The sequence below is a fragment of the Mameliella sp. LZ-28 genome (genome assembly GCF_012274245.1).
GTDB classification, from domain to species: Bacteria; Pseudomonadota; Alphaproteobacteria; order Rhodobacterales; family Rhodobacteraceae; genus Antarctobacter; species Antarctobacter albus.
In genome coordinates this window covers 678,031-703,524 of record NZ_JAANYX010000011.1, presented here as the reverse complement: position 1 = coordinate 703,524, position 25,494 = coordinate 678,031, and the positions used below count along the sequence as shown (strand labels likewise).

Sequence of the window (25,494 nt, the reverse complement as noted above, 5' to 3'; positions counted from 1 at the left end):
CCGGTCTACCAGCGGTAGGTCAGGCCCAGGGCGATCTCGTTCTGGGACATGCGGGCGCGGACCTCTTGCGGCACGCCGGTCAGCGCCGGGTTGGTGCCCTTGATGCTGTTGTCAAAGGCATGTGTCCAGGACCCGGTGACGCCCCAGCGGTCGTTGATCCGGTACGAGGCGCCCAGCGAGGCATGCCATTGCGGCGTGGCCGGGGTCAGGCTGTTCATGACCGCGTTCTTGCCTTCGGCGAAGGCGCTGGCATGGCTGATCCCGCCGCGAAAGGTCCATGTCTCATTGTGCCGATAGATGGCAGCGAGGCGCCAGATGTCCATGTCCGTCCAGCCGAATCCGATCCCGTTGTCGGCCCCCAGCGGCCCTTGCGGCGGTGCATTCGGGTTCGAGATGGCCGGAATGTCGCCGTAGAAAATGCGCTGATATTCGCCCGTAAAGGTCCATTTCGGCGCGGTTTGCGGCGTGTAGGCCAGGCCGATGGTGGCCGAGGCGGGGATGTCGAAACCGCCTTGTTCGGCGAAAAGTCCAGCATACTTGTCGAACTTCTGCATCTCGATTCGCGTCCGGTAGGAGGCGCCGAACGCCAGCCCGTTGCCCGGTTCCCAGAGGATGCCCAGGTTCGCGCCCCATCCGTGGGACCAGTCGTCGCCTCGGTTGGTGACATTGCCCGGCGCGGTCGACATGAAGGAAAACGCCTCCAGCCCCGTGGCACTGAACCGCTGCACCGCCAGGATCGGCGAGACGCCAACCGTCACCTGGTCGGACAGTTTGTAGGACAGGTTGAGGCTGATGAAGGCCTGTTCGAGGTTTACCCCCAGCGGTTCGGATCCGGCGCCGAACCCGGCAAAGAAGTTTGTCCCGTACTCGGTGTTCATCCCCCCGTTCCCAAACAGAAATGCGCCGAAGGTCAGTCGGTCGTTCAGCACCCAGTTTGCGCCGCCGCAGGGGATCAGGAAATAGTCGTTTCGGCTTTTGTGGGTGCCGGGGGTCAGTGGGCCGCCCGGCGCGATCTCGACCGAGCGGTCGGGTAGAAAGCTTGTCAGGCATAGACCGGCCATGTTGCCGACCTTGTGGCCCATCGCAGGGTTCTGCGCCAGGCCAAGGACGCCCGAAGGCACCGCGACACCAGCCCCGGCCATCCCTTTGGAGGCGCCTCCGAATCCGTTTGCGAAATAGCCGTTCGTGGCTTCTGCCGGGCCTGTGCCCAACCCGCAGAGAACCAGTGCGCCGGCCGTGAGGCCGCGCAGTTTCATGAGCACCATCCCGGGTGTCCCTCCCTTGTCAGCGACCGCTGTCCGGCCTGCTTTGGATTTGGTTTGTCCGCCCCGTCGTTGCAGGCCGGATTTTGTATTCCGTAATTTTGATATTAAGCATTCGGAATGTAACTTGTCACCAAATATTATTCTCCGGGTCATCAAATCGGGATCGTCCCTCCAGCGGTCCGATTCCCGGCGGGCAGGGGCAAGGGGCCGCCCGCATGGCAAAGACCGGTGGAGGAATGTCGCTTTTTCCCCGCACCTGCCGGAAAAGACCGATGGACCCCCTGCGCGAAGCGTTAGAACGGGGAATGATCCGGCGGGCCGATGACGGCTCCGCTCCCGCAGACGAGGGCTGAAACAGATGGCAGAAGCAGCAGCGCGCAAACGGTCCAGAGGTGGCGGCGGTGCCGCACGCCGCGCGGAACGGACCTCGGTCCAGGTGGAGACCGCTCGTTACATCGAGCGAAACATCCCCAACATGGAGCTGCTGGACGAAGCCGCTCTGGAGATGATCGAAGAGCACGCCGAAACGGTGCTCGAAGAAGTCGGCGTCAACTTCGTACAGAACCCCGCGGCGCTGGAGCGTTGGCGGGCCGCTGGCGCCAATATCGACGGCGAGCGCGTGCGCATTCCGCGCGGCCTTGCCCGCGAGCTGGTCAAGACCGCACCGTCGCGGTTTACCCAGCACGCCCGCAACCCGGCCAAATCCGTCGAGATCGGCGGCAACAGCCTGGTGCTAGCCCCGGTTTACGGCCCGCCCTTCGTGCGCGACGCCGACGGCGGCCGCCGCTACGCCACGATCGAGGATTTCCGCAAGTTCGTGAAGCTGGGCCAGATGTGCAAATGGCTGCACCATTCCGGCGGCACCGTCTGCGAACCCACCGACGTGCCTGTGAACAAGCGTCACCTGGACATGCTGCTGGCGCATATGACCCTGTCGGACAAGCCCTTCATGGGGTCCGTGACCGAACCCAGCCGCGCGCAGGACAGTGTGGACATGGCAGGCATCCTGTTCGGCAAGGAGTTCGTGCAGGAAAACACGGTGATGACCTCGCTCATCAACATCAACTCGCCGCTGACTTTCGACGACGTGATGATGGGCGCGCTGGAAATCTACGCGGCCAACAACCAGGCCTGCATCATCTCTCCGTTCATCGTGGGCGGTGCGATGGCGCCGGTTTCGGTCGCGGGCACGCTGGTGCAGGTGCTGGCGGAAACGCTGGCGGGCGTGGCCTATTCGCAGCTGGTACGTCCCGGCGCGCCGGTCATCATGGGCGCCTTCGTGACGTCCATCGACATGAACTCGGGCGCGCCGACCTTCGGTACGCCGGAAGCGTCGCAGGTCACTTATGGCGCCGGGCAGCTGGCGCGGCGCCTGGGGCTGCCGTTCCGGTCGGCCGGGTCGTTCTGCGGCTCGAAACTGCCCGATGCACAGGCCGCCTACGAGACGGCGAATTCGCTGAACATGGGCCTCTTGTCCGGCGTGAACTTCATGCTGCATTCCTGCGGCTGGCTCGAAGGCGGGCTAGTCGCCTCGTTCGAGAAGTTCGTGATGGATGCCGACCAGCTGGGCACGCTGCACAAGATGGCGCAGGGGGTGACGGTGAACGAGGACACGCTGGCGATGGATGCGATCCGCGAGGTCGGTCCGGGCGGTCACTACCTGGGCTGCGCGCATACGCAGGCCAACTTCAAGACCGCCTTCTGGCGCTCCGAGGTCTTCGACTACAAACCCTACGAAACCTGGTCCGAGGAAGGCGCCCGCGACACCGTCGCCCTTGCGACCGCCCGGGTGCAGAAGCTTCTGGATACCTACCAGCAGCCGATGCTCGATCCCTCGATCAACGAGGCGCTCAACGCCTACGTGGCAGAGCGCAAGGCCTCGATGCCCGACGCCTTCTCCTGAGGGTCGGGCTGAAAGATTGCGGGCGGCCTCAGTAGGCCGCCTCGCGCAGGATACGGGCTTCGCCCATCATCGCGGTCAGCACCTCGACATGGCGGCTGACCGAATAGGCGGCGTCATCGGCATGGCGCCGCTCGTTCAGTTCAGCCTCGATCTCGACCAGCCGCATCAGCGCGGCGCCGGGGCGGGGCAGGGCGCCATATCCCAGCAGACGGTTGAGGTGCGGATTGCGCCGATAGTCCTGCGCCCCGATGCGCGCCGCGCGGATCAGCAGCCGCGGGCGGCGCAGGTCGTTCAGCAAACCAAGAATGTCTTTCATCGTCTCGCTCCATGCAGTTCGCGTCATGCGAATACCGGCTGACTATGCACAGCTTTGGCGAGTGTTGCGTGCGGGGCGTACGGTCCGAACGCAGAGTTCAGAACTAGTTTAACTTTCTTATAAACAATCACTTTTGCGGTGTTCTGTTAACGGTCCAGTAAGGAACACACGTTTAGGTTGCTCAAGTTGCCACTGGGGATAAGTCTGTGGAAATTACCCCTCTTTCAGTATGCGCCCATGCGTGACGCGCGGCTCGACATCCCGGCGGATCATCTGCCGAACTGGGTGCCCGATGCGGCGCGCGTCTACCTTGCGCATACCGAACAGGGGTGCTCGATCCGGGAACTCGCGCGGCAAGCTGGGTGCCACGCGTCGACCGTCCTGCGACAGGTGCGCAGGATCGAGACCCGCAGGGACGATCCTTTGGTTGATGCGGCTTTGTGCAACCTGGGGGCTGCCGGGGAAACGGATCCGGCACAAGAGACCAGAAAGGACACGGACCCGATGAACGCTGCCATGACACCCACGCCGCCGGACGAGGCCACGCTCGCCCGCGAGGCACGGCGCGTGCTGCGCCGATTGTGCGAAAGCGGCGCAGTGCTGGCCGTTGCGGTCGAGATGGACAAGGCCGTGGTCGTGCGCGACACCGGCGATGGCGGCAGCACGCGCACCGCCGTGGTGGATGTTGCCGTTGCCCAGGCGATGGCGCTCAAGGACTGGATCGGCTGCGATGCGCCGGGGCGGATCTCTCGCTATCGCATCACCTCGGCGGGGCGCGCGGCGCTCAACCGCCTTGTCGCCGAACAGGAAAGCCGTGTGCGCGGCTTTGCCGAGGCCCAGGCCGGGTTCGAGACCGGGCGCGACGCAGAGGCTGCGCTGGACGAGGTCGAGCGCGATCCGCGTGCCCGCAAGGGGCGCTACATGCTGGCCGAAAGCCCGCTGACCGCCCTGGGGCGCCGCCGGAGCAAGGATGGCGAACCCTTCCTGTCCGACGAACTCATCGCCGCAGGCGAACGTCTGCGAGAGGATTTCGAGCTGGCCCAGATGGGGCCGCGCACGGCGCAGAACTGGGACCAGTTCCTGACCGCCGGTGTTGTCACGGCCCCCGGCGGGCAGGAGGACAGCGGCTCCGCAGCCGCGCAGGCCCGCCTGCAGGCGGCACTGCGCGACCTGGGCCCCGGCCTTGGGGACGTGGCACTGCGCTGCTGCTGCTATCTCGAAGGACTGGAGACCACGGAAAAAGGCTGGGCTGGTCGGCCCGGTCGGGCAAGATCGTGCTGCGCATCGCGCTGCAGCGTCTGCGCCGCCACTACGAGGAGCGCAGCAAGGGGGGCGGTGACCTGATCCGCTGACGCAAGCTCTGCCCCTAGGGCAACCCCGACAGACACCTCTTGCATGGCCCCGGGGCGGCATCACGCCGCTCCGGGGCCTAAGCTTTTGAAACACCGGGGAAAGGTGCAGGGGGAAATCGTTAACATCGGGGATAGGCCGCAGGGACTGCGGCCGGGTACTCTGGAAACGCCCCCTGCATTACGGTAGTAAGGGTAAGGTCCTTGCCACATGAGGGGAAATTTCCGTGCGCGATCTCAAAATGCCCGCCGAACGCCACCCGGAGAAGGCACATCGCCCGGACAATGCGCAGCCGAAGAAACCGGAGTGGATCCGGGTCAAGGCGCCCGGCGGCAAAGGCTATGCCGAGACGCGCCGGATCATGCGCGAGCACAACCTGGTCACCGTCTGCGAAGAGGCAGGCTGTCCCAACGCGGGCGAATGCTGGAACCAGGGCCACGCCACCATGATGATCATGGGAGAGATCTGCACCCGCGGCTGCACCTTCTGCAACGTCGCCACCGGGCGGCCCGATGACCTCGACGTGTTCGAGCCGGGCCGCGTGGCGGATGCGGTGCAGAAACTGGGCCTGAACCACGTCGTTATCACCTCGGTCGACCGCGACGACCTGGACGATGGCGGGGCCGAGCATTTTGCCCAGACGATCCGCGCCGTGCGCCACCGGGCCCCCGGCACAACGATCGAGATCCTGACGCCGGATTTCCTGAAATGCGGCCCAGAGGCGCTGGAGATCGTGGTGGCCGCGCGGCCCGACGTCTTCAACCACAACCTGGAAACCGTGCCCGGCCTCTATCCGACCGTGCGTCCCGGCGCGCGCTATTTCCACAGCTTACGCCTGTTGCAGCGGGTCAAGGAGATCGACCCGACGATCTTTACAAAGTCGGGCATCATGGTGGGCCTGGGCGAGGACCGGCAGGCGGTCACGCAGATCATGGATGACATGCGCGCGGCGGACGTGGATTTCCTGACCATCGGCCAATACCTGCAGCCCACGCCCAAACACCACCGCGTCGACCGTTTCGTGACCCCCGAGGAATTCGCCAACTACGAGAAATCCGCCTATGGCAAGGGCTTCCTCATGGTGTCCGCGACGCCGCTGACGCGATCCTCTTATCATGCCGGGGACGATTTCGCGCGGCTGCGCGCGGCCCGCGAGGCGCGCCTCGCCAACTGAGGCACTGGGCGTGACCGGGGCGTGCTCCAAAGGCCTGCTGCTGCAGGCTGAATCCGCCCTTGGATGCCTGACGCTTTCGTTTCTTTGCACGCCATTTGGCAGGTGTCGCTCGGCTCGGGACTCACCAAAGTGAAAGCCGGCTTTCTCCCCGGTTTCCTCCCTCGCCTGTTTCGCGCCCTGACAGGCCGGCGCGCCCTCCCCAAGCACAATAGCTGCATCCCCGCGGCGCGGTGGCTGATGCGTTTGGGAAAGGCGGGGAAGGCGGCTGAACCCGGCGCGCGGGTTCAGCCCGGGATCAATTGACCGGGGTCATTCGTCCAGGGGCGGCAGGGCCTTGATGTAGGCGGCCACCGCCTCGCGGTCTTCTGCCGGAAGAGCGGCGAAGTTTTCGACCACCTCGGCCATGTGGCCCCCCACCGCGTCGAAACTCGGGGTGAAGCCCGATTCGAGGTAATAGGCCACGTCGGCTGCGGACCAGTCCAGCTTGTCCGGTGTCAGCGCGGGGATGGTACCGCTCCCCGAGGGGTTCGGCGCGCCGCCCATCCACCGGGCCTTGTCCAGCGCCCCCAGCGGGTTGCGCGGGGTGTGGCATTCGGCACAGTGGGCCAGCGTTTCCACGAGATAGCGGCCACGCTCGTTGTCCGCGGCCTCGATCACGTAGTCATCCGACATGAAGAGGAACTTCCAGCCGCCGACGGAGCGGCGGATGTTGAAGGGAAAACCCACGTCATGCGGCTTGCTGGCCACGTCGCTGGGGTCCAGCGTCTGCATGTAGGCCCAGAGATCGCTCAGGTCCTGGTCCTGCATCTTGGTGTAGGCGGTATAGGGGAAGGCAGGGTAATAGTGCTGACCTTCCGGGGACACGCCGCGCGTCACCGCATTGGCGAAATCCTCGAAGCTCCAGCCGCCGATGCCCGCCTCGGGATGGGGCGAGATGTTTGGGGCATAGAAGGTGCCGAAATCCGACACGAATTCCATTCCGCCAGTCAGCAGCAGCTTGTCCTCGGACCCCTTGGCATGGTGGCACGAGGCACAGCCCGCCGCGGTGAACACCGTCTCGCCGCGCGCGGCATCGCCGGTCAGCCCGTCGAAACGGGCCGCGTCCACGCGGTTGGGGGCTGTCACCCACAGGCCGATCCCGGCGCCGACAATCGCCGCCAGGACCAGAAGTTTCAGAAAGCTGCGCACCGCGGCTTACTCGGGCGCGCGATAGGTGTCGTGGCAGGCCTTGCAGGCATTGCCGAGCGCGCCCATGTTCGGGCCCAGTGCATCGCGGCCAGTGCCGGCGGCGGCTGCCATCGCGGTGGCGGCTTCGCCGAAGTCGGCCCACTTGGACGCGAAGTCGTCCATGTTGCCCCAGATGTCGGCCTTGGCGCGGGTGCCGGCGATCGATCCGTCGTCGGTGCCGTCCGGCCACATGGCGCCCTGCGACAGCGACGACACGGCCACCAGCGAATCGGCTGCGGCCTGTGCCGCCTCGGCGTCATACTCGACCGTGCCGCGCGCCATTCCCCCCAGGACGCCCAGGTTCAGCGCCATGATGTTGAACTGGCCCTGGCGTGCCTTGACCGGCTGCGGAAGGTCCTGTGCGAGGGCGGGGGTGCCTAGAACGGCCAGAAGCGCCAGTGCGGCAAATGGAGTTTTCATGGGTATCTCCCTGTGTTGAATACCTGCAGCATAATATCGCAGGCCAATGTGACAATCACATTCTTGCCTGCCGGATACCATGTGCTCTCGCGCAGGTGTGATCTGCAAGCTCGCGCAGCATCCTTGGCGTTTGACCGGCGGACAACCGCCTGACTATCCTTGCTGCAGATAACGTCTTTTTTCACGGAGTCCTTTGCCATGTCCCGTTTCCTTGCCGCGCTGATCGCGCTCTGGCCGCTGGCCGCATCCGCCCAGGGCGCCCTTGACCGGGAAATTTCTCCAGCCCTGGCCGAAGCGCGCGACGCCTGGCTGAACGGGCGCTACGAGGGGATCTGGGATACCGTGCGCGCCGCGGCAGAGGCGGGCGACCCGGTGGCGCAGAACATCCTGGGCGCCAGCCTGACCGAAAAGGACGGCAGCAGGGGGCTGGCCTATGATCCGGCGGCCGGGCTGGACTGGTACCGGCGTGCCGCCGAACAGGGATTTGCCCGGGCACATTTCAACATGGCGTTGTTCTGGCAGAACGATCACGACGGCTTCGGCATCGACTATGACAAGACCCGCGCCCTGGCCGAAGAGGCGATCGCGCTGGACTATCCGCAGGGCTGGAACCTGCTGGGTGACATGTATTTCCACGGTCGCGGCGTCGAGGCGGACAAGGTCATGGCGCTGGAGATGTACCGCAAGGGGGCGGATGCCGGCACCTTCAACGGGCTGCGCGAGGTCGGCTATGCCTATTACCACGGCAATGGCGTGGCGCGGGATGTGGACCTCAGCCGCCTCTACCTGGAACGCGCGGTGGCGGCGGGCGACACGAAATCGATTCCCGACCTCGCCTGGCTGTACGAGGGCAACGATGGCATCGCGCAGGACCTGCTGAAATCCTACCTTCTCTATCGCATGGGCGTAGAAAAGGGCGTGGCCAAGGCGGCCTTCGAACTGGGCCTGTTCGTCGCCTGGGAGGATTACGAGGGATTCTGGCACGATCCGGTCAAGGGCTACGGCTATTGCCTGCTGGGCCTCGACTGGGGGCACAGCCTGGAAGAGGGGGATGCCGTCGCCGACTGCGAGGAGATCGCCGAGGGGTTCGACGAGACCCGGCGCGCCACGGCGCGGGCCTTTGCCGAGAGCCTCAAGGCGCGCTGAGCCTCAGGCGTCCTGTGCCCGGCATCCCTGCGCCCGCAGCCTGCGGGCCGAGATCCGGGGCAGGGGCATCTCGCGGATGATCCGCTCGGCGCCGTATAGCGCAAGGTATTCGTCAAAATTGTCGAAGGCGCGGCGGCCGCGAAAGTCGATGAAGGTCTCGGCCGGGGCACCCTCGGCCAGGATCACCGAATGGGCCTCGGTTTCGACGTGATACCATGTCATCCGGGCGGGGAGGTCGCGCGCCGGGATCCAGCGGATGCCCGCGCCATCCACCAGCGCCGCGGCGTTGACCACCGTGCCGTCCAGCACCAGGCCGTGATCGCCGGTTACCACGAGGTCGCGCAGGGGCAGGCCCCGCCCCAGCGCCCCGGCACCGATGCGCACCGCCTGCAACGCGCGCGGCGGGCCGCTCTGCCGTCCGATCCACAGCACGGGCACGGGGATGCCGTCGGCGGTGTCGACTATGTCGCCGGTCCGCAGCTCTGCGACCGGCAGCGTTCCTCCGGGTACGGCGATCCGCGTTCCACCGGCAAAGCATTGCACTTCGTAGGCTCCCGCATCGGCAAAGGCGCTGCCGTCATTGCCCACGCCCGGCACATCGTAAAGCGGCTTGCCCCGCGCGTCCGCCAGGGCCGAGACGCCCACGTCCAGCGCCGGGTTGGTGGCGCCGTCGACCAGCGCCACGGTCGCGACCGGCCCGCCGTTGTAGGCCAGCGTGTTGGTGCCGAAGATCAGCGCCCGGTCGACGTCGATCACGTTGCCGCCGTTGTCGGTGAAATCGCCGGTCACGTTGGGGCCGATATCCGCCGTGTTCCCGCTGACGATGGTATTGGTCAGCGCCATCGATCCGAATTGCTGGAAAATGCCGCCGCCCGTGGCGCCGGTACCCGCCGCGACATTGTCGGTCACCGTGCAGTCGATCAGCGTCAACTGGGTGCTGGCATTGCCGCTGGCGCTGATCCCGCCGCCTTCGCCGGGATAGCCCGCAATGACCGTGTTGTTGGTGAAGGTCGTGTTCGTCGCCGTCATGACCCCCTGGCTGAAGACCGCGCCACCCTTGCCGAAGGCATGGTTGTAGGCAAACGTACTGTCGGTGATCGTCAACGTGCCGTTGTTCCAGATCGCGCCGCCCGGGCCGTTCGGGGCCGCGTTGCCGGTGAAGGTACAGGCCTCCACGATCAGCGTCGCGTCGCCCGCGATATAGACCGCCCCGCCGCCGCCGACCGATCCACCGGTCAGCACCAGCGCGTTCAACGTCAGGCTGGACACGCCCCGGACCGCAAAGATCTGGTCGACTCCATTGGCATCCAGCGTGATGTCGGCACGCCGGTCGGCCCCCAGGACATCGCCGTCGATGGTCAGGTCCTTCTCGATGCCGATCCGGCCCTGCGTCAGCTCCACGCGCCCGCCGGCAAGAGCGGCGTCGAAAACCACCGTGTCGCCCGAGGCCGCCTGTTCGACCGCTTCGCGCAGCGTGGTCAGCCCGTCGTCTGCCGTGACGTCCCCAAGCGATGTGACCGTGATGACCGCCATGATGCCAATCCCCCCGGGCGCAGCCTGACACCAAACCCGCGGCGGACAAAAATGCCCTTTCGATGCATCTTAGGCAGCCGGTCAGGCACCCCAGTGCTCAGTCGGTAAAACGGACCTTGCCGATATAGGGCAGGTTGCGGTTGCGCTGCGCAAAATCGATGCCGTAGCCCACGACGAATTCGTCCGGGATCTCGAAGCCGGTCCAGTCGGCCTTGATCTCCACCTCGCGCCGCGTGGGCTTGTCCAGCAGCGCGATGACCTTCAGCTTGCGCGGCTCGCGCCCGCTCAGCATGTGCAGGACATGGCTCATGGTAAAGCCGGTGTCGATGATGTCCTCGACCACCAGCACGTCGCGTCCCTCGATCCCCGACCGCAGGTCCTTGAGGATACGCACCTCGCGGCTGCTTTCCATGCCGTCTCCGTAGGACGAGGCCTCGAGGAAATCGACCTCCACCGGCAGGTGCAATTCGCGCACGAGATCGGCGATGAAGACGAAGCTGCCGCGCAACAGGCCCACCACCACCAACTTGTCGGTGTCGGCGAACTCGCGGTCGATCTCCTGTGCCAGGGCCTCGATCCGCGCGGCGATGGATTTGGCCGAGATCATCTCGTCTACGACATAAGGACGCTTTGTCATGGCTTTCCCTTGAAATTCCCGCCCGACAATACGAAATCCCGCCGCATTGTTCAGTCCCGAAAAGAGCGACATGCCGACCCACTCAGAAACCCGCAAGCTGCCCTATAGCGCCCAGCAGATGTATGACCTGGTGGGGGACGTGGCCTCCTACCCGAAATTCCTGCCCTGGACGGCAGCGGCGCGCATCCGCTCGCGCCAGGAGATGGGCGATCACGAGGTGATGCTTGCCGACCTTGTGATCTCGTTCAAGGTCTTCCGGGAAAAGTTCGGCAGCCGCGTCACGCTCTGGCCGGCCGACATGCGCATCGACACGGAATACCTCGACGGCCCCTTTCACCACATGGTGTCGAAATGGGGGTTCAAGGATGTCGAGGGCGGCTGCGAGGTCTCCTTCTTCGTCGACTTCGAGTTCCGCAACCGCATCCTGCAAGGGGCGGCGGGCATGTTCTTCTACGATGCCATGCAGCGCATTGTGCGGGCCTTCGAACGCCGCGCCGCAGAGCTGTATGGGTGACATGGGTGCGGGCTTGGCCCGGGCCCCGGCGCCACCAGCGCGCCGTTAACCAACTTTCGCGAATCCCCCCTTGCCGGGGGCCTTCGCCCCCAATTCGCCCGATTTCGGGCGTATCTCCGAACAGGCCGTTACCTCTGTTTCGGAGCCGCTCATGCCCGCCGTCTTCAACATTGCCGCGCTGAAACTGCCGCTGGTGCAGCTGATCGGCCTGCCGCAGGCGGCCAGGAACGCGGCGCAAAAGGTGCCGCCGGGACAGGCGCCGCAATCCGCCGCCCAGGGCGCGCCCTCGGGGGCCGCGCCCAATGGCGCCGGGGCGCCGATGGCCACGGGCGCGGTCCTGCCACCCTCTGCACAGCTGCCCGTTCCCGCCCCGCCGCCCGTCGTCTCGACCAGCCAGACCGGCAGGCTTGCGGCGGCGGCGATCAACGGGCTGGACCGGCGCCCAAAGGACCGCCAGGGCCGGGACCGGCAGGGCGACCGGCGCCGCCGCGACCCACCGTCGGAACAGTCGTCCGAACAGGCCCCCGATCATGCCCCCGATCATGCCCCCGAACAGGCAGTCCTGGACGGCTCGGCACCCCCGCAGGGCCTGCCCGGCGGGCCGGCGCCAGCGAGTTCCGCCCTGCAACGGGCCGCCCCGGCCTATGCCGCCGCCCGCAGCGTCACCGGACCCGACCCGGCAGAGTGACTTTACCTCGCCGGGCATCCGGCTAGTCTGCGCCGCGGACCACAGCCGGAGGCGCCCCATGACATCCCCCTTCACCCCGATCATCGAGGCCGCCCGCGCCGCCGACACCGAGACCGCGCGCGCCATCATGGCGCTTTCCGCGCTCGACTGGGCCGCCTGCGGCATCGCGGGGCAGGGAGAGCCGGTGTCGCAACTGACCCGCGCCCTGGCCGAGGACGAGGGCGGCACGCCGCAGGCCACGCTTTTTGGCGGTGGACGGGCGCCGATGCGGACCGCCGCGCTGGTCAATGGCGCCGCCTCGCACGCGCTGGATTATGACGACACGCATTTCGCCCATATCGGCCACCCCTCCGTGGCCGTCCTGCCGGCGGCGCTCGCGGTGGGCGAGAGGCTCGACAAACCCTTGCAACAGATCCTCGCCGCCGCGCGCCTGGGGGCAGAGGCCTCTGTCCGGTTCGGCCTGCGCTTTGGCCGGTCGCACTACCAGGCGGGCTATCACCAGACCGCGACCGCCGGGGCCTTCGGTGCCTGCCTTGCCGCCGCCGAACTGATGGACCTGACCGAGGATCAATGCCTGCATGCGCTTGGTCTGACCGCCACCCGCGCCTCCGGCCTCAAGTCGCAATTCGGCACGATGGGCAAACCCTTCAACGCCGGCATCGCCGCCGCCAACGGGGTAGAGGCGGCTTTCCTCGCCGCGCGCGGATTCATATCCAACCCGGACGCGCTCGATTGTACCAACGGTTTTGTCCAGACCCACCTCTGCGACGGCAGCACGGACCAGCCGTTGGGCGCCCTGCTGGAAAGCCTCAGCCACAAGTTTCACGCCTGCTGTCACGGGCTGCACGCCACGCTCGAGGCGCTGGCCACGATGCCCGATCTGGACCCGGCGCAGATCTCCGGGATCACAGTTTTCACCCATCCGCGCTGGCTCACCGTCTGCAATTTGCCCGCGCCGACCACGGGGCTTGGCGCCAAGTTCAGCTATCGCACCGTCGTCGCGCTGGCGCTCCTGGCTCATGACACCGCCGCGCTGGAGACCTACAGCGACGCGCTCTGCGCCGATCCGGCGGTGATCGCCCTGCGTGACCGGGTCGAGGTGGTGGGCAAGGATGAGTTGAAAGAGACCGAGGCGCTGGTCACGCTGGACGGCCCCAAGGAGGGGCGGATGGCCAGTTTCGATCTCGAAAGCCCGATGACGCTGGACACACGCCGCGCCCGGCTGCACGCCAAGGCCGCGGCCCTTGTCGGAGAAACCCGTGCCCAGGCGCTCTGGCAGGCCGTGGATCGTGGCGACCGCGCCGCATTCTGCGGGTTGCTGGCTTAGGCGTGACCCCGTCCCGGGCCTGCCCCGGGACCTTTCACCAAAGGAAAACGGGCCCCGCCGGGGCCCGTTCGTCGTCACAGGTCAGCTGCCTCAGCTGGCGTGGTCGTAGGCCCGTTCGCCATGCACCGAGATGTCCAGCCCGTTGACCTCGCTTTCCTCGTCGACCCGCAGCGGCACAACCGCCTTGACCAGGTAGATCAGCACCACCGTCACGACCGTGGTAAAGACCCCGACCACGACCAGCGACCCCAGCTGCGCCGCCCAGGACCCCAGGCCAAAGACCGCGATCATCACCGTGCCGAAAATCCCGCCGACACCGTGAACGGCGAAGACGTCCAGCGTGTCGTCGATCCGCAGCTTGTTGCGGATCAGGTTGACCGCCTCCTGGCAGAGGATACCCGCCACCGCGCCGATGATCAGCGCCTGCACCGGGCCGACAAAGCCCGACGCCGGGGTGATCGAGGCCAGCCCCGCGATCGTCCCCGTCACCATGCCCACCATCGAGGCCTTGCCGAACTTCACCTTTTCCCAGAGCGCCCAGGTCAGCGAGGCCGCTGCCGCACTCAGATGCGTGACCGTCAGCGCCATCGCCGCGCCGCCGTCCGCCGCCAGTTGCGAGCCGCCGTTGAAGCCGAACCAGCCGACCCAGAGCATCGCCGCCCCGATCATGACATAGCCCGGGTTGTGCGGCGGATGCGTCTGCGTCCGGCGCGGCCCAAGGAAGACCGCGATGATCAGTGCCGCCAGGCCAGCGGTCTCATGCACCACGATGCCACCGGCGAAATCCTTGACCGCCTCACCGAACAGAGGCGCATCGCCGGCCAGCAGGCCGCCGCCCCAGACCCAGTGCACCACCGGCGCATAGCACAAGAGCATCCACAGCCCCGAGAAGATCAGGACAAAGCCAAACCCCACGCGCTCGACGTAGGCGCCCACGATCAGCGCCGGGGTGATGATGGCAAAGGTCATCTGGAAGGCAAAGAACAGCACCTCGGGCAGGGTGCCCGCCAGCGTGTCCGCGTCGATGCCGTTCAGAAAGACCTTGTCCAGCCCGCCCCAGAGCGCGTTGCCCTCGCCGAAGGCGATGGAATAGCCAATGGCAAACCACAGCACGCTCATCAGGCAGGCGATGGCATAGCAATGCATGAAGACGCTCAGCACGTTCCGTGCCCGCACGAGGCCGCCGTAAAACAGCGCCAACCCCGGCAGCGTCATGAACAGCACCAAGGCTGTCGCCACGATGATCCAGGCGGTATCCGCTCCGTTCATGTCTCTTGTCCCTCCTCTTGGATTGCGGGGCAGAAAGACGAAATTGGATGCGGAAAAAAGCGGCATCAGGGTCAAGAGGCGCGCAAAACGGTGGCTCTTTGCAAAGAGCCTCAAGAATAGGCTTAAATTTTGGATAATGCCCGCATATCGGGCAAAGAAAGGAAGTCTCAAGCTCCGTCTACGATGGCTTACCCCGGCGTACGGCGGCGGGCGACGGAATCGTTAAACTGCCTGTTTTCTAGGCATGTTGCGATGCCTTCAGGCTAGCAAAAGCCCGATGCGCCCCCGGAACGGCTTGGTCAGCCACCCGGTCAGGCGTCCGGGGTCACTTTGTACAAAATGCTGGAATCGACGTACGTTTCGTACGTTTTGTACAAACTGAAAGCGCCCGTCAAAGCGCCGAAAGGATCAGGTCCAACGCGTGTTTCGTTGCCGCGGCGCGCACTTCTGCGCGACCGATTGCACCATGTTCGATGGTCTCGGTGATCACGCCCGTTGCGCTGGCCAGGCCGTAACAGACCCGGCCCTCGGGCTTGAACTCGGACCCGCCGGGCCCGGCAATCCCGCTGATCGCAACAGCCACATCCGCCCGTGCCGCGGCGCGGGCGCCAAGCGCCATCTCGCGCACGACCTCTTCGGACACCGCGCCATGCGCTTCCAGCGTGGCGGGCAGGACGCCCAGCATTTCGGTCTTGGCGGCGTTGGAATAGGTCACGAACCCACGTTCGAAGACCGCCGAAGATCCGGCAATATCGGTCAGCGCGGCAGCGACCATGCCGCCGGTGCAGCTTTCGGCTGTGGTGATCGAGACTCCGCTTTCAGAAGCCTTTTCAATGACCTGCCTGGCAATGCTCACATCAGGACTCCATGTGACAGGCCGGCGAGGGCGATTGCGACAATCGCGGCGAACAGGCCCGCCACCACGTCATCCAACATCACGCCCAAGGGGGTGCCCATGCGGTCGATGCGCCCGATCACCCAGGGCTTCCAGATGTCGAAGAGACGGAAGAGGACAAAGCCCGCGACCCAGCCGGGCCAAAGCCGCCAGACATCAACGCCCATGAACATGGCGCCGTAACTGACTGGAAAGATAGCAATCCACTGGCCTGCAAGCTCGTCGATCACGACCCAGGATGGGTCTTCGCCGTGGCCCTGCGCGGTCAGGTGTTGCACCGCCCACCAGCCCAGCCCGAAGGCCAGCAGCGTCAGCACCAGCAAAAGCCAGAACCCGCCCAGCAGGTGAATCCCGTAGGCCAGCGGCAGCGCCGCCAGCGATCCCCAGGTGCCCGAGGCGGGCCGCAGGTAGCCGACCCCGCCGACAGAGGCCAGCCATCTCATGCCGACACCAGCGTCGCGGTGGCCAGCGCCGCGATCCCTTCTTCGCGTCCGGTGAAGCCCAGCCGTTCCGAAGTGGTGGCCTTGATCGAGATGCGTCCCGCGTCCAATGTCATGATTTCCGCCATTTTACCCGTCATTTCATGCGCATGCGGTCCGACCTTCGGGCGCTCGCAGATCAGCGTCACGTCGATGTTGCCGATCGCGAAGCCGCGGTCCCGCGCCAGTTCGACCGCATGGCGCAGAAATATCTCGCTGGCCGCGCCTTTCCACTGCGGGTCCGAAGGCGGAAAGTGCCGCCCGATGTCCCCCTCGGCCAAGGCGCCATAGATGGCGTCGGTCACGGCATGCATGCCCACATCCGCATCGGAGTGGCCTTTCAGCTTGTGACTATGCGGAATCCTGACGCCGCAGAGGATGACATGGTCGCCTTCCTCGAAGGCGTGAACGTCAAAGCCATTTCCCAGGCGAATGTCCATTTGTCCTCGCAAGTAACTGTCAGCGCGGGAAAAATCCCCCGGCGTGGTGATCTTTAGGTTGGCCTCGTCGCCCTGTGTGATGGCCACGTCCAACCCGGCGGCGCGGGCCACGGCCACATCGTCGGCGGCCCCTCCGGGATGCGCGCGATGGGCGGCCAGGATCTCGGCAAAGCGGAACCCCTGCGGCGTCTGCGCGCGGTACAGGCCCTCGCGGTCGCGGGTGCCGGTCACGCGGGTGCCGTCGCCCGTCCAGAGTGCATCGGTCACGGGCACGGCCGGTGCGGCGCCGGGATGGTGGTCCAGCGCGTCCAGCACGGCGTCGATGACCGCAGGCGACACGCAGGGCCGGGCAACATCGTGGATCAGGACGTGGTCCGGCGAGTCCTGCGCCAGGGCCTCCAGCCCCGCGCGGACCGAGGCGGAACGGTCCGCACCACCTGTCACGATCCGCAGGTCCAGCCCCGCCGCAACAGCCTGTGCCTGAGTCATGTCGTCGGGATGCACCACCATGACCAAGGGGCCGCGCCCGGCAAAGGCCTCGAGCGTCCAGCGCGCCACCGGCTTGCCCGCCACGCGCCGCCATTGTTTCGCCAACCCGCCGCCGGCCCGCGTTCCGCGTCCGGCCGCAACGATGATGATCCCTGTCTGCATGGTCCGTCCGATCTGTGCCGTCCTCTCATAGGCGCAGGTACGGTGGTGCGCAATCCGGCGGGGTGATTGATTAAAAAATGGGCATTTGTTCTGGGGGCGCCCTCGAATTGGGCCGGATAGATTGAAGAAAACAAAGCTCTCCCATAAGTCTCGAAGACAGAGGTTACTTACACGCCATCGCACAAGGACTGGGCAATTGGGCTTTGATCTTGGAGACCGGCGGATCACCGTACCCGTTTTGCTGGCTCCGCTTGCGGGAATCACCGATCTGCCGTTTCGCACGCTTGTTTCGCGCTTTGGCGCGGGGCTGGTCGTGTCCGAGATGATCGCCAGCGGCGAGTTCCTGACCGAACGTCCCGGAACCCGCGAAAAGGCGGAACTGGGCGCACAGATCGAGAACACCAGCGTGCAGATCGCCGGGCGCGAACCGGGGCCGATGGCCGAGGCGGCGCGCGTGGTCGCCGACATGGGCGCGCGGGTGATCGACATCAACATGGGCTGCCCCGCCAAGAAGGTGACGGGCGGCTGGTCCGGATCGGCATTGATGCGTGCGCCGGATCACGCGCTGCGCCTGGTCGAGGCGGTGGTGGAGGCGGTCGACCTGCCGGTGACGCTGAAGACGCGACTGGGCTGGGATGAGGATCACCTGAACGCGCCGCAGATCGCCCGCAGTGCCGAGGCGGCCGGGGTGAAGATGATCGTCATTCATGGCCGCACACGCTGCCAGTTCTACAAGGGCAAGGCCGATTGGGCCGCGATTTCGGAGGTGAAGAAGGCGGTGCAAGTGCCTGTTATCGCAAATGGAGATGTGATTGACGCCAAAGCGGCGCGCGCGGCGTTGAGCCGCTCTGGCGCCGATGGTGTCATGATCGGGCGCGGGGCGCAGGGCGCGCCCTGGCGCCTGGCCGAGGTGGCCCATGCGCTTTATGGAACGCCAGCGCCGGAGGTGCCCGAGGGCGCGGCTCTGATCGACATGGTGTCGGGGCACTACGAAGCCATGCTGGGCTTCTACGGCAAGACGCTGGGCAACCGCGTCGCGCGCAAGCACCTTGGCTGGTACATGGACGCGGCCAATACGCCGCCGGGCCTGCGCAAGCGCCTGTTGACCGAACGGGACACGCAGGCGGTGCTGGATCTCCTGCCCGAGGCGCTGAGCGCCGAGGTGGAGGCAGCCTGATGAGTGAAACAGACCCCAACATCTGGTCTTCGCTGCCCGTTCCGGCCATCCTGATCGACGAGGACGATCGCATCGCCGACCTGAACCCGGCGGCCGAAGGCTTCATGAACAATTCCTCCAAGTGGCTGACAGGTCAGCCGATCTGGGACCGGCTGGCGGTGGATGCTCCGCTGGAGGAAAGCTTTTTGAGGGCGCGAGAGCATGGCACGCCGCTCTTCGTCAATGACGTCGACGTGGGAACGGGCGCGCGTCCGCCGCTGGTCTGCAACCTGCAGATTGCGCCGTTGTCCGGGCGTCCGGGCTGGATGGTGATGCTGATCTCGCCGCGCGAGCTGGCCGGGCGCATGACGCAGAGCCATTCGGTGAAATCCGCCGCGAAATCGGCCATCGGCATGGCCGAGATGCTGGCCCACGAGATCAAGAATCCGCTGGCCGGTATCGCCGGAGCGGCCCAGCTTCTCAGCATGAGCATCGGCCAGGATGACCTTGAATTCACGGATCTAATCGTGGCCGAGACGCGGCGGATCGTGAAGCTGCTGGAGCAGGTCGAGCAGTTCGGAAACCTCTCGGCGCCGGAACTGCGCGAGGTCAATATCCACGATGTGCTGGACCGTGCGCGGCGCTCGTCGCTGCTGGGGTTCGGGGCGCACATGAAGATCATCGAGGACTACGATCCCTCTTTGCCGATGGCCCTGGGAGACCCGGATCAGCTGCTGCAGGTTGTCCTGAACCTGATCAAGAACGCCTCGGAGGCCGCCGATCCGAAGGAGGGCGGGACGATCCGCCTGCATACCTTCTACGAACACAGTTTCCGGCTGCGGCGGGCCGATGGCTCGGGCCAGACGCTGCCGTTGCAGGTCGAGATCATCGACGACGGCCCGGGTCTGCCCCCGGACATCAAGGGCGACATCTTTGACCCCTTCGTATCGGGCAAGGAGAACGGCACCGGCCTCGGCCTGGCGCTGGTCAGCAAGATCATCTCGGATCACGACGGATGGATTTCGGTCGACAGCGTTCCGGGCAAGACGGTTTTTCGCATTTCCCTGCCGCGGGCACCTGCGGCGCCAAAGGAGAGCAGCTAGATGGATGGCACAGTTCTGGTCGCCGATGACGACCGCACGATCCGCACGGTTCTGACGCAGGCGCTGACACGGGCGGGATGCAAAGTGCATGCCACGTCCAGCCTGACGACGCTGATGCGCTGGGTGAGCGAGGGCAAGGGGGACGTGGTCATCTCCGACGTCGTCATGCCCGATGGCAACGGGCTGGAGATGCTGCCCAAGATTTCCGAGGACCGGCCCGGGCTGCCGGTCATCGTGATCTCGGCGCAGAACACGATCATGACCGCGATCCAGGCGGCCGAGGCCGAGGCCTACGACTACTTGCCCAAGCCATTTGACCTGCCGGACCTGATGAAGCGCACGGCGCGGGCGCTGGAAAACCGCAACAAGGCGCCCAAGCGCGAAGAGCCCGTGGTGGGTGCGGATGAACCGGACGAGTTGCCGCTGGTGGGCAAGACCCCGGCGATGCAGGGGCTGTACCGGCTTGTCGCGCGGGTGATGAACACCGACCTGCCGGTGCTGATCACCGGCGAAAGCGGCACGGGCAAATCCCTGATCGCCCGCGCGCTGCATGATTTCAGCGATCGGCGAACGCTGCCCTTTATCACTGTCACCGGATCGGATCTGTCGGACCTCGACGGGCCGGCGCGGGTGCTGGCGCGGGTCAAGGGCGGCACGCTCTTGATCGACGAGATCGCCGACATCAGCGACGAGATCCAGGCCCGCGTGGTGCGCATGATGGATGTGCCGGGCGATCACGTTCCGCGTTTCCTCGCCTCGTCCCAGCATGACCCGCAGTCGCTGATCGAGGACGGCAAGGTGCGACAGGACCTGTTCTATCGACTCGACGGGGCGGCGATCGCGGTGCCCAGCCTGCGTGAACGGGTCGAGGACATCCCGCTCTTGGCGGAACACTTCCTGAACCGGGCCGAACGCGAAGGCGCGCCGAAACGCTGGCTGTCGGAAGGGGCGGCGGACCTGTTCCGCGTCTATTCCTGGCCTGGCAACGTGCGCCAGCTGGAAAACGCCGTGCGGCGCCTGAGCCTTACCAGCCGGGCCGAGGAAATCACGCGCAGCGAGGTCGAGGCGGTGCTGGGCAACCAGCCGGAAACCGGACCGGTCCTGCGCGGCGGCGACAGCGACAAGCTGGGCGAAAGCGTGGGCCGCCACCTGCGGCGCTATTTCGACCTGCATGGCGCGATGCTGCCGCCGCCGGGGCTTTATGGCAGGATCATCCGCGAGGTCGAGGCGCCCCTGATCGAGATCGCGCTGGAGGCGACGGGCGGCAACCAGGCCAAATGCGCCGATCTGCTTGGCATCAACCGCAATACTTTGCGCAAGAAGATCACCGACCTTGATATTCGCGTGACACGCCGCCGGAAGTTGATGTAAAAGGGCCACATAAGTGTGGCCCCGCCGCCTCGGCGTGGTGAGAAGGCCACAAAATATGGCGGTCGCCGGTCTCTGGATACCCAGAGTCGGCACATTGACGAGGATAGGCTGTGGCCACGCGGGCACGCTCTTTGTACCGATTTCCGACCTGGGGGTCATTCTCACGCCTGCGTCGGACAAGGCTTTTCCAGAATATCGTGGCACTGTTCCTGGTGGCGCTGGGGCCGGTTCTGGCCTTTGCCACCTTCATGGTGCTGGGACCGCTGGACCAGGGGGCAGGGGCGCTGTCGCTGCGACTCGTCCTGCTGGCCGACCTTGTCTATGTCCTGCTGCTGGCGGCGCTGCTTCTGGCGCGGGTGGCCCGCATGGTGGCCGACCGGAGGGCGCAATCGGCGGGTTCCCGCCTGCACCTCAGGCTGACCGCGGCCTTTGCGCTGATGGCCCTGCTGCCGACCGTCACGGTGGCGGTCTTTGCAGTGCTGACCATCAACATCGGCCTGGAAACCTGGTTTTCCAGCCGCGTGCAGAACGTCGTCGGCGCCTCGCTCTCCGCCGCCGAGGCCTACGAGGAAGAAAGCCGCGCCGGGCTGATTCAGGATGCGCGCGCCCTGGGGGCCTTTCTCGATGCCAACCGCCGCCGCAACTTCGTCATGGACGACGGCGAGCTGCGCCAGGTTCTCAGCCAGGGGCAGGCCCAGATCCAGCGCGGGCTGCGCGAGGCCTTTGTCATCGACAGCGCCGGCCGCATCCGGGCGCGCGGCGAACGGTCCTACCTGTTCGATTTCGAGGAACCTTCGGTGGCCGACTTTCTGCGCGCCGATGCCGAGGGCGTGACCGTGATCCCGGACTGGGACAACAACGAGTTCCGCGCCCTCTTGCCGCTGGAAGCTTTTGCCGACCGATACCTTTATGTCAGCCGCGAGGTCGACGGGCAGATCCTCAACCTGCTGGACGAGACGCAGGAAACCGCGCGGTTCTACCAGCAGCAGGAAAGTGAACGGGGGCGGCGGCTGTTCGACTTTGCGCTCTTGTACCTTGGCTTTGCCTTGTTGCTGATCCTGGCGGCGACCTGGGCGGGGCTGTGGTTCGCCGAGCGGCTCAGTCGCCCGGTGGGGCGCCTGACCGGGGCGGCGCAGCGCGTCGGGTCCGGCGATCTGGACGTGCAGGTGCCCGAAGAAGAGGGCGACGACGAGATTTCCATGCTGGGGCGTTACTTCAACCAGATGACGCGCCAGTTGAAAGGCCAGCGCGAAACCCTGCTGGAGAACACCCGCCAGATCGAACGCCGCCAGCGGCTGTTCGATTCCGTCCTGTCCTCTGTCACTTCCGGGGTGGTGGGACTGGACGCCGAAGGCAAGGTGACTTTCGTCAACCGTTCTGCCGAGCGGTTGCTGGGCTGGCACGAAACCCACCGCGCCGTGCCGCTGGGCGTGGCGGTGCCCGAGTTCGGCGCGCTCTTTGAACGGTTACGGGCCGAGGCGGTGGAAACCGCGCAGGAAGAGGTCAAGGTCAGCCGCGAGGGGCGGCTGGAACACCTGCTGGTGCGCCTGTCCACGCGGCGGCGCCAGGATCGCTCGCTGGAGGGCTACGTTGTCGCCTTTGACGACGTGACGAACCTGGTCAGCGCACAGCGGATGGCCGCCTGGGGCGACGTGGCGCGGCGTATCGCGCATGAGATCAAGAACCCGCTGACGCCGATCAAGCTGTCGGCGGAACGCATCCAGCGCAGCTTTGCCAAGCGGTTGGACGGACCGGATGCGGAAAAGGTCGCGGACCTGACGGAACGGATCATGCGCCGCACCGACGACCTGCGCCGCATCGTGGACGAATTCAGCAAGTTTGCGCGGATGCCGGAACCGGAACGTCGCCCCGAGGACCTGTGTGAGATCCTGCGCGGCGAAGTCCTGATGCAGGAAACCGGCCAGCCTGGTGTCCGCTTTGTCACCGACCTGCCGGAAGAGCCGATGCCGGCGGAACTGGATTCCACCATGATCGGCCAGGCGCTGACCAACCTGATCAAGAACGCGGGTGAAGCGGTCGAGAGCCTGCAGGAAAAGGGCGCGCCCGAAGACTATCAGCCGGAAATCCGCGTCACGGCGGAGGCGCAGGAGGGCCGCGCCGAGATCCGTATCATGGACAATGGCATCGGCCTGCCCGAGGACCGCGCGCGGCTGTTTGAGCCTTACGTGACGACACGCGACAAAGGCACCGGTCTGGGCTTGCCGATCGTCAAGAAGATCATCGAGGAACATGGCGGAACGCTGGTGCTGGAAGATGCGCCCGCCTTCGCCGAGGGCGCGCACCAGGGCGCGATGGCGGTTGTGCGGCTGCCGCTGAACCGTGCGGCAGAGCTGCCGCGGGCGGCGGAGCTGGAAGATGTTTGAGCACGAAGAAATGAGAGGGCAGAGACAATGAGCGACATCCTGATCGTCGACGACGAACGCGATATCCGGGAATTGATCGGGGATATCCTCGAGGACGAGGGCTTTGCCACCCGGCTTGCAGGCAACAGCCAGGAGGCGATGAACGAGATCAACGCCGAGCCGCCGGCGCTGTTGATCCTGGATATCTGGCTGAAGGACAGCAAGATGGACGGGATCGACATTCTCAAGACCGTCAAGCGCGACAACCCCGATATTCCCGTGGTCATCATTTCGGGCCACGGCAATATCGAGATCGCCGTGGCCGCCATCAAGCAGGGTGCCTATGACTTCATCGAAAAGCCCTTTAACATCGACCAGTTGCTGGTGGTGATCCGGCGCGCGATGGAAACCTCGATCCTGCGGCGTGAGAACGTGCAGTTGAAACGTGGCGAGGTGAAATCCGCCGAGATGATCGGTGAAAGCGCCGCCTTCCGCGCGCTATTGGGACAACTGGAAAAGGTCACGAAATCCAACGGCCGGGTAATGCTGACCGGCCCCGCGGGGGCGGGCAAGGAAGTGGCCGCGCGCTATATCCACGCCCAGTCGAACCGGGCCAAGGCGCCGTTCGTGACGGTCAACTGTGCCGGGGTCGAACCCGAGATGATGGAGGCGATGCTGTTCGGTCGCGAAACCGCCAAGCGCGGGATCGAACCGGGCCTTCTGGAGCAGGCGCATGGCGGGGTGGTCTATTTCGACGAAGTCGCCGACATGCCCACCGGCACCCAGTCCAAGATCCTGCGCGTGCTGGTGGACCAGCAGTTCACCCGCGTCGGCGGCAACGACAAGGTGCGTGTCGACCTGCGCGTGATCTCCTCGACCAACCGCGACCTGCAGGACGAGATCGCCGCCGGCCGCTTCCGCGAGGAACTGTACCACCGGCTGAACGTTGTGCCGATCGCCGTGCCCTCGCTGGCCGAACGCCGCGAGGACATCCCGGTGCTGGCGGGGCATTTCATCGAACAGTGCAACCAGGCCCAGGGCCTGCCAGTGCGCGAACTGACCGAGGAGGCGGTGGCGCTGATGCAGACGATGACCTGGCCGGGCAACGTGCGACAGCTCAAGAACCTGGTCGAACGGGTGCTGATCCTGGGCGATGGCACCGGGCCGATCGAGGCGCGGGAACTGCCGCAGGAAACCGCGCCGGGCGAGGATGCGGAGGGACGCGTGGTGCTGTCGGGCACGTTGGCGACGCTGCCGCTGCGCGAGGCGCGCGAGGCCTTTGAGCGGGAGTACCTGCTGACCCAGATCAACCGGTTTGGCGGCAATATCTCGCGCACCGCCTCTTTCGTGGGCATGGAGCGCTCGGCCCTGCACCGCAAGCTGAAGTCTCTGGGCGTCGTCACCTCGGCCAAGTCCGGGGCGCGGGTGGCGCGCGTGGATGCGCCGATCTCGGAAGTGTCCTGAACGGCGTGGCCGGGATGAGGATGACACGGCGGGCGGCCCTGGGAATGGGGGGCCTGGCGCTGGCGGGCTGCGCGGCGCCCCCAGGGGCCGGAGTGCCGGGCGAGGCGTTGCCGGGTCCCGCCTTTGCCGAGGTTCCGGAGGCCCCCGCAGAGAAGATCGCGCTGCTGGAACGGGCCGTGCTGGACCTGGGGCCGGACGTGGACCCGGCAGAAGCGGCAGCGGTGGCGCGCATTTCCGTGCGCGAGCCTCTGGTCTGGGCGGACCGCTGGGACGCTGTGGACCCGCCGCTGATCCACAACATCCAGGTGAACACCGGCCGCAAACCGCGCGGGCTGTGCAAAGACTGGGCGGACGATCTCGAGGCGCGGCTGAAGCGTGAAGGGCTGCGCAGCCTTTCGCTGCATCGGGCCATCGCCAATGCCGACAACCTGCGGATCGAACATTCGACGGTCATCGTCTCGACCCGTGGCGCGCCGATGGACCGGGGGCTGGTGCTGGACCCCTGGCGGCTGGGGCGGGGGCGGCTGTGGTTCGGCCCGGTTGCCAGCGACCCGAAATACCGCTGGGTGCCACGCGCCGAGGTCTTTGCCATGAAACGGGCCCGCCGCGCGCGCCGCGAGGAGCGATAGTCGTCGGAACGGGACTGTTTGCGGCTTTGCTGCAAAGGCGCCCGCCCGCCGACCCTGATGCGCGCCATTCGGCGCGGTCTTACCGCTCAAGGAATCACCAGGGAACAGGCGTGCCGCTGTTCCCCGAACCCATCCCTCGCTTTCCTGCTGCCTGGACCAGCCATCACCGGGGCG

Annotated in this window: 22 protein-coding genes and 1 pseudogene; 13 read left to right on the top strand and 10 right to left on the bottom strand. The window is 66.0% G+C overall.

Annotated features, from left to right (window positions below):
- Window positions 1-5: 5 nt before the first annotated feature.
- The gene (locus G9Q80_RS09995; RefSeq protein ID WP_157903821.1) at window positions 6-1,256 is read right to left on the bottom strand and encodes an OmpP1/FadL family transporter; all 1,251 of its coding nucleotides are present in this window, start codon (window positions 1,254-1,256) and stop codon (window positions 6-8) included.
- A gap of 367 nt (window positions 1,257-1,623) precedes the next feature.
- On the opposite strand from G9Q80_RS09995, the gene G9Q80_RS09990 reads away from it, so the two are divergent.
- Window positions 1,624-3,168, top strand: coding sequence for a trimethylamine methyltransferase family protein (locus tag G9Q80_RS09990; RefSeq protein ID WP_069209844.1), 1,545 nt, complete (start codon window positions 1,624-1,626; stop codon window positions 3,166-3,168).
- Between the two features lie 28 nt (window positions 3,169-3,196).
- Here G9Q80_RS09990 and G9Q80_RS09985 read toward each other — a convergent pair whose 3' ends face one another.
- On the bottom strand, window positions 3,197-3,484 hold the full coding sequence (locus G9Q80_RS09985; RefSeq protein WP_043139790.1) for a DUF6477 family protein: 288 nt from the start codon (window positions 3,482-3,484) through the stop codon (window positions 3,197-3,199).
- Window positions 3,485-3,721: 237 nt separating this feature from the next.
- On the opposite strand from G9Q80_RS09985, the pseudogene G9Q80_RS09980 reads away from it, so the two are divergent.
- Both G9Q80_RS09980 and lipA read left to right on the top strand, forming a co-directional pair.
- Window positions 3,722-4,836 (top strand): annotated as a pseudogene (locus tag G9Q80_RS09980) (DUF6456 domain-containing protein).
- A 224-nt stretch (window positions 4,837-5,060) separates the two neighbouring features.
- Complete coding sequence (lipA, locus tag G9Q80_RS09975; protein ID WP_088715012.1) at window positions 5,061-6,008, top strand: lipoyl synthase; 948 nt, start codon at window positions 5,061-5,063, stop codon at window positions 6,006-6,008.
- Window positions 6,009-6,317: 309 nt separating this feature from the next.
- Here the strand turns inward: lipA and G9Q80_RS09970 are convergent, their stop codons facing one another.
- Both G9Q80_RS09970 and G9Q80_RS09965 read right to left on the bottom strand, forming a co-directional pair.
- Window positions 6,318-7,196 (bottom strand): cytochrome c, encoded by an 879-nt coding sequence (locus G9Q80_RS09970; protein WP_043139786.1) that lies wholly within the window; start codon window positions 7,194-7,196, stop codon window positions 6,318-6,320.
- Between the two features lie 6 nt (window positions 7,197-7,202).
- Window positions 7,203-7,655, bottom strand: a complete 453-nt coding sequence (locus tag G9Q80_RS09965; RefSeq protein ID WP_043139783.1) for a c-type cytochrome — start codon at window positions 7,653-7,655, stop codon at window positions 7,203-7,205.
- A gap of 198 nt (window positions 7,656-7,853) precedes the next feature.
- Here G9Q80_RS09965 and G9Q80_RS09960 point away from each other — a divergent pair, with 198 nt between their 5' ends.
- Window positions 7,854-8,801 (top strand): tetratricopeptide repeat protein, encoded by a 948-nt coding sequence (locus G9Q80_RS09960; protein ID WP_088715010.1) that lies wholly within the window; start codon window positions 7,854-7,856, stop codon window positions 8,799-8,801.
- Window positions 8,802-8,804: 3 nt separating this feature from the next.
- Here the strand turns inward: G9Q80_RS09960 and G9Q80_RS09955 are convergent, their stop codons facing one another.
- Both G9Q80_RS09955 and hpt read right to left on the bottom strand, forming a co-directional pair.
- Window positions 8,805-10,334 carry a Hint domain-containing protein gene (locus G9Q80_RS09955; protein ID WP_088715009.1) on the bottom strand — a complete coding sequence of 510 codons (1,530 nt, stop codon included), beginning with the start codon at window positions 10,332-10,334 and terminating at the stop codon, window positions 8,805-8,807.
- 97 nt (window positions 10,335-10,431) lie between these two features.
- Window positions 10,432-10,971 (bottom strand): hypoxanthine phosphoribosyltransferase, encoded by a 540-nt coding sequence (gene hpt, locus G9Q80_RS09950; RefSeq protein WP_043139779.1) that lies wholly within the window; start codon window positions 10,969-10,971, stop codon window positions 10,432-10,434.
- Window positions 10,972-11,041: 70 nt separating this feature from the next.
- On the opposite strand from hpt, the gene G9Q80_RS09945 reads away from it, so the two are divergent.
- The 3 genes from G9Q80_RS09945 to G9Q80_RS09935 all read left to right on the top strand — a co-directional run bounded on the left by G9Q80_RS09945 (window position 11,042) and on the right by G9Q80_RS09935 (window position 13,500).
- Window positions 11,042-11,485, top strand: coding sequence for a type II toxin-antitoxin system RatA family toxin (locus G9Q80_RS09945; RefSeq protein WP_074620348.1), 444 nt, complete (start codon window positions 11,042-11,044; stop codon window positions 11,483-11,485).
- 151 nt (window positions 11,486-11,636) lie between these two features.
- The gene (locus tag G9Q80_RS09940; protein WP_088715008.1) at window positions 11,637-12,173 is read left to right on the top strand and encodes a hypothetical protein; all 537 of its coding nucleotides are present in this window, start codon (window positions 11,637-11,639) and stop codon (window positions 12,171-12,173) included.
- 58 nt (window positions 12,174-12,231) lie between these two features.
- Window positions 12,232-13,500, top strand: coding sequence for an MmgE/PrpD family protein (locus G9Q80_RS09935; RefSeq protein WP_088715007.1), 1,269 nt, complete (start codon window positions 12,232-12,234; stop codon window positions 13,498-13,500).
- Window positions 13,501-13,590: 90 nt separating this feature from the next.
- Here G9Q80_RS09935 and G9Q80_RS09930 read toward each other — a convergent pair whose 3' ends face one another.
- From G9Q80_RS09930 to G9Q80_RS09915, 4 genes are all read right to left on the bottom strand, one after another.
- Window positions 13,591-14,769, bottom strand: coding sequence for an ammonium transporter (locus G9Q80_RS09930; RefSeq protein WP_043139773.1), 1,179 nt, complete (start codon window positions 14,767-14,769; stop codon window positions 13,591-13,593).
- Between the two features lie 391 nt (window positions 14,770-15,160).
- Entirely contained in the window at window positions 15,161-15,625 is a 465-nt protein-coding gene (locus G9Q80_RS09925; protein WP_232788195.1) for a CinA family protein, read from the bottom strand.
- Window positions 15,622-16,107, bottom strand: coding sequence for a phosphatidylglycerophosphatase A family protein (locus G9Q80_RS09920; RefSeq protein WP_088668999.1), 486 nt, complete (start codon window positions 16,105-16,107; stop codon window positions 15,622-15,624). Before G9Q80_RS09920 ends, G9Q80_RS09925 begins: the two co-directional genes overlap by 4 nt.
- A complete protein-coding gene (locus tag G9Q80_RS09915) occupies window positions 16,104-17,234 on the bottom strand; it encodes a bifunctional 2-C-methyl-D-erythritol 4-phosphate cytidylyltransferase/2-C-methyl-D-erythritol 2,4-cyclodiphosphate synthase (RefSeq protein ID WP_088715006.1) in 1,131 nt (376 codons plus the stop codon). The genes G9Q80_RS09920 and G9Q80_RS09915 overlap by 4 nt, the downstream gene beginning before the upstream one ends.
- Before the next feature lie 196 nt (window positions 17,235-17,430).
- Here G9Q80_RS09915 and dusB point away from each other — a divergent pair, with 196 nt between their 5' ends.
- The 6 genes from dusB (at window position 17,431) to G9Q80_RS09885 (ending at window position 25,320) form a co-directional block, all read left to right on the top strand.
- Complete coding sequence (dusB, locus tag G9Q80_RS09910) at window positions 17,431-18,411, top strand: tRNA dihydrouridine synthase DusB (RefSeq protein WP_088715005.1); 981 nt, start codon at window positions 17,431-17,433, stop codon at window positions 18,409-18,411.
- Window positions 18,411-19,493 carry a two-component system sensor histidine kinase NtrB gene (locus tag G9Q80_RS09905; RefSeq protein ID WP_043139761.1) on the top strand — a complete coding sequence of 361 codons (1,083 nt, stop codon included), beginning with the start codon at window positions 18,411-18,413 and terminating at the stop codon, window positions 19,491-19,493. The genes dusB and G9Q80_RS09905 overlap by 1 nt, the downstream gene beginning before the upstream one ends.
- Window positions 19,494-20,864, top strand: coding sequence for a sigma-54-dependent Fis family transcriptional regulator (locus tag G9Q80_RS09900; protein WP_043139759.1), 1,371 nt, complete (start codon window positions 19,494-19,496; stop codon window positions 20,862-20,864).
- 110 nt (window positions 20,865-20,974) lie between these two features.
- Window positions 20,975-23,248 (top strand): sensor histidine kinase NtrY-like, encoded by a 2,274-nt coding sequence (locus G9Q80_RS09895; protein ID WP_088715004.1) that lies wholly within the window; start codon window positions 20,975-20,977, stop codon window positions 23,246-23,248.
- Between the two features lie 27 nt (window positions 23,249-23,275).
- On the top strand, window positions 23,276-24,691 hold the full coding sequence (ntrX, locus tag G9Q80_RS09890; RefSeq protein WP_043139756.1) for a nitrogen assimilation response regulator NtrX: 1,416 nt from the start codon (window positions 23,276-23,278) through the stop codon (window positions 24,689-24,691).
- 20 nt (window positions 24,692-24,711) lie between these two features.
- A complete protein-coding gene (locus tag G9Q80_RS09885; protein WP_232788194.1) occupies window positions 24,712-25,320 on the top strand; it encodes a hypothetical protein in 609 nt (202 codons plus the stop codon).
- The last annotated feature ends 174 nt before the right edge of the window (window positions 25,321-25,494 follow it).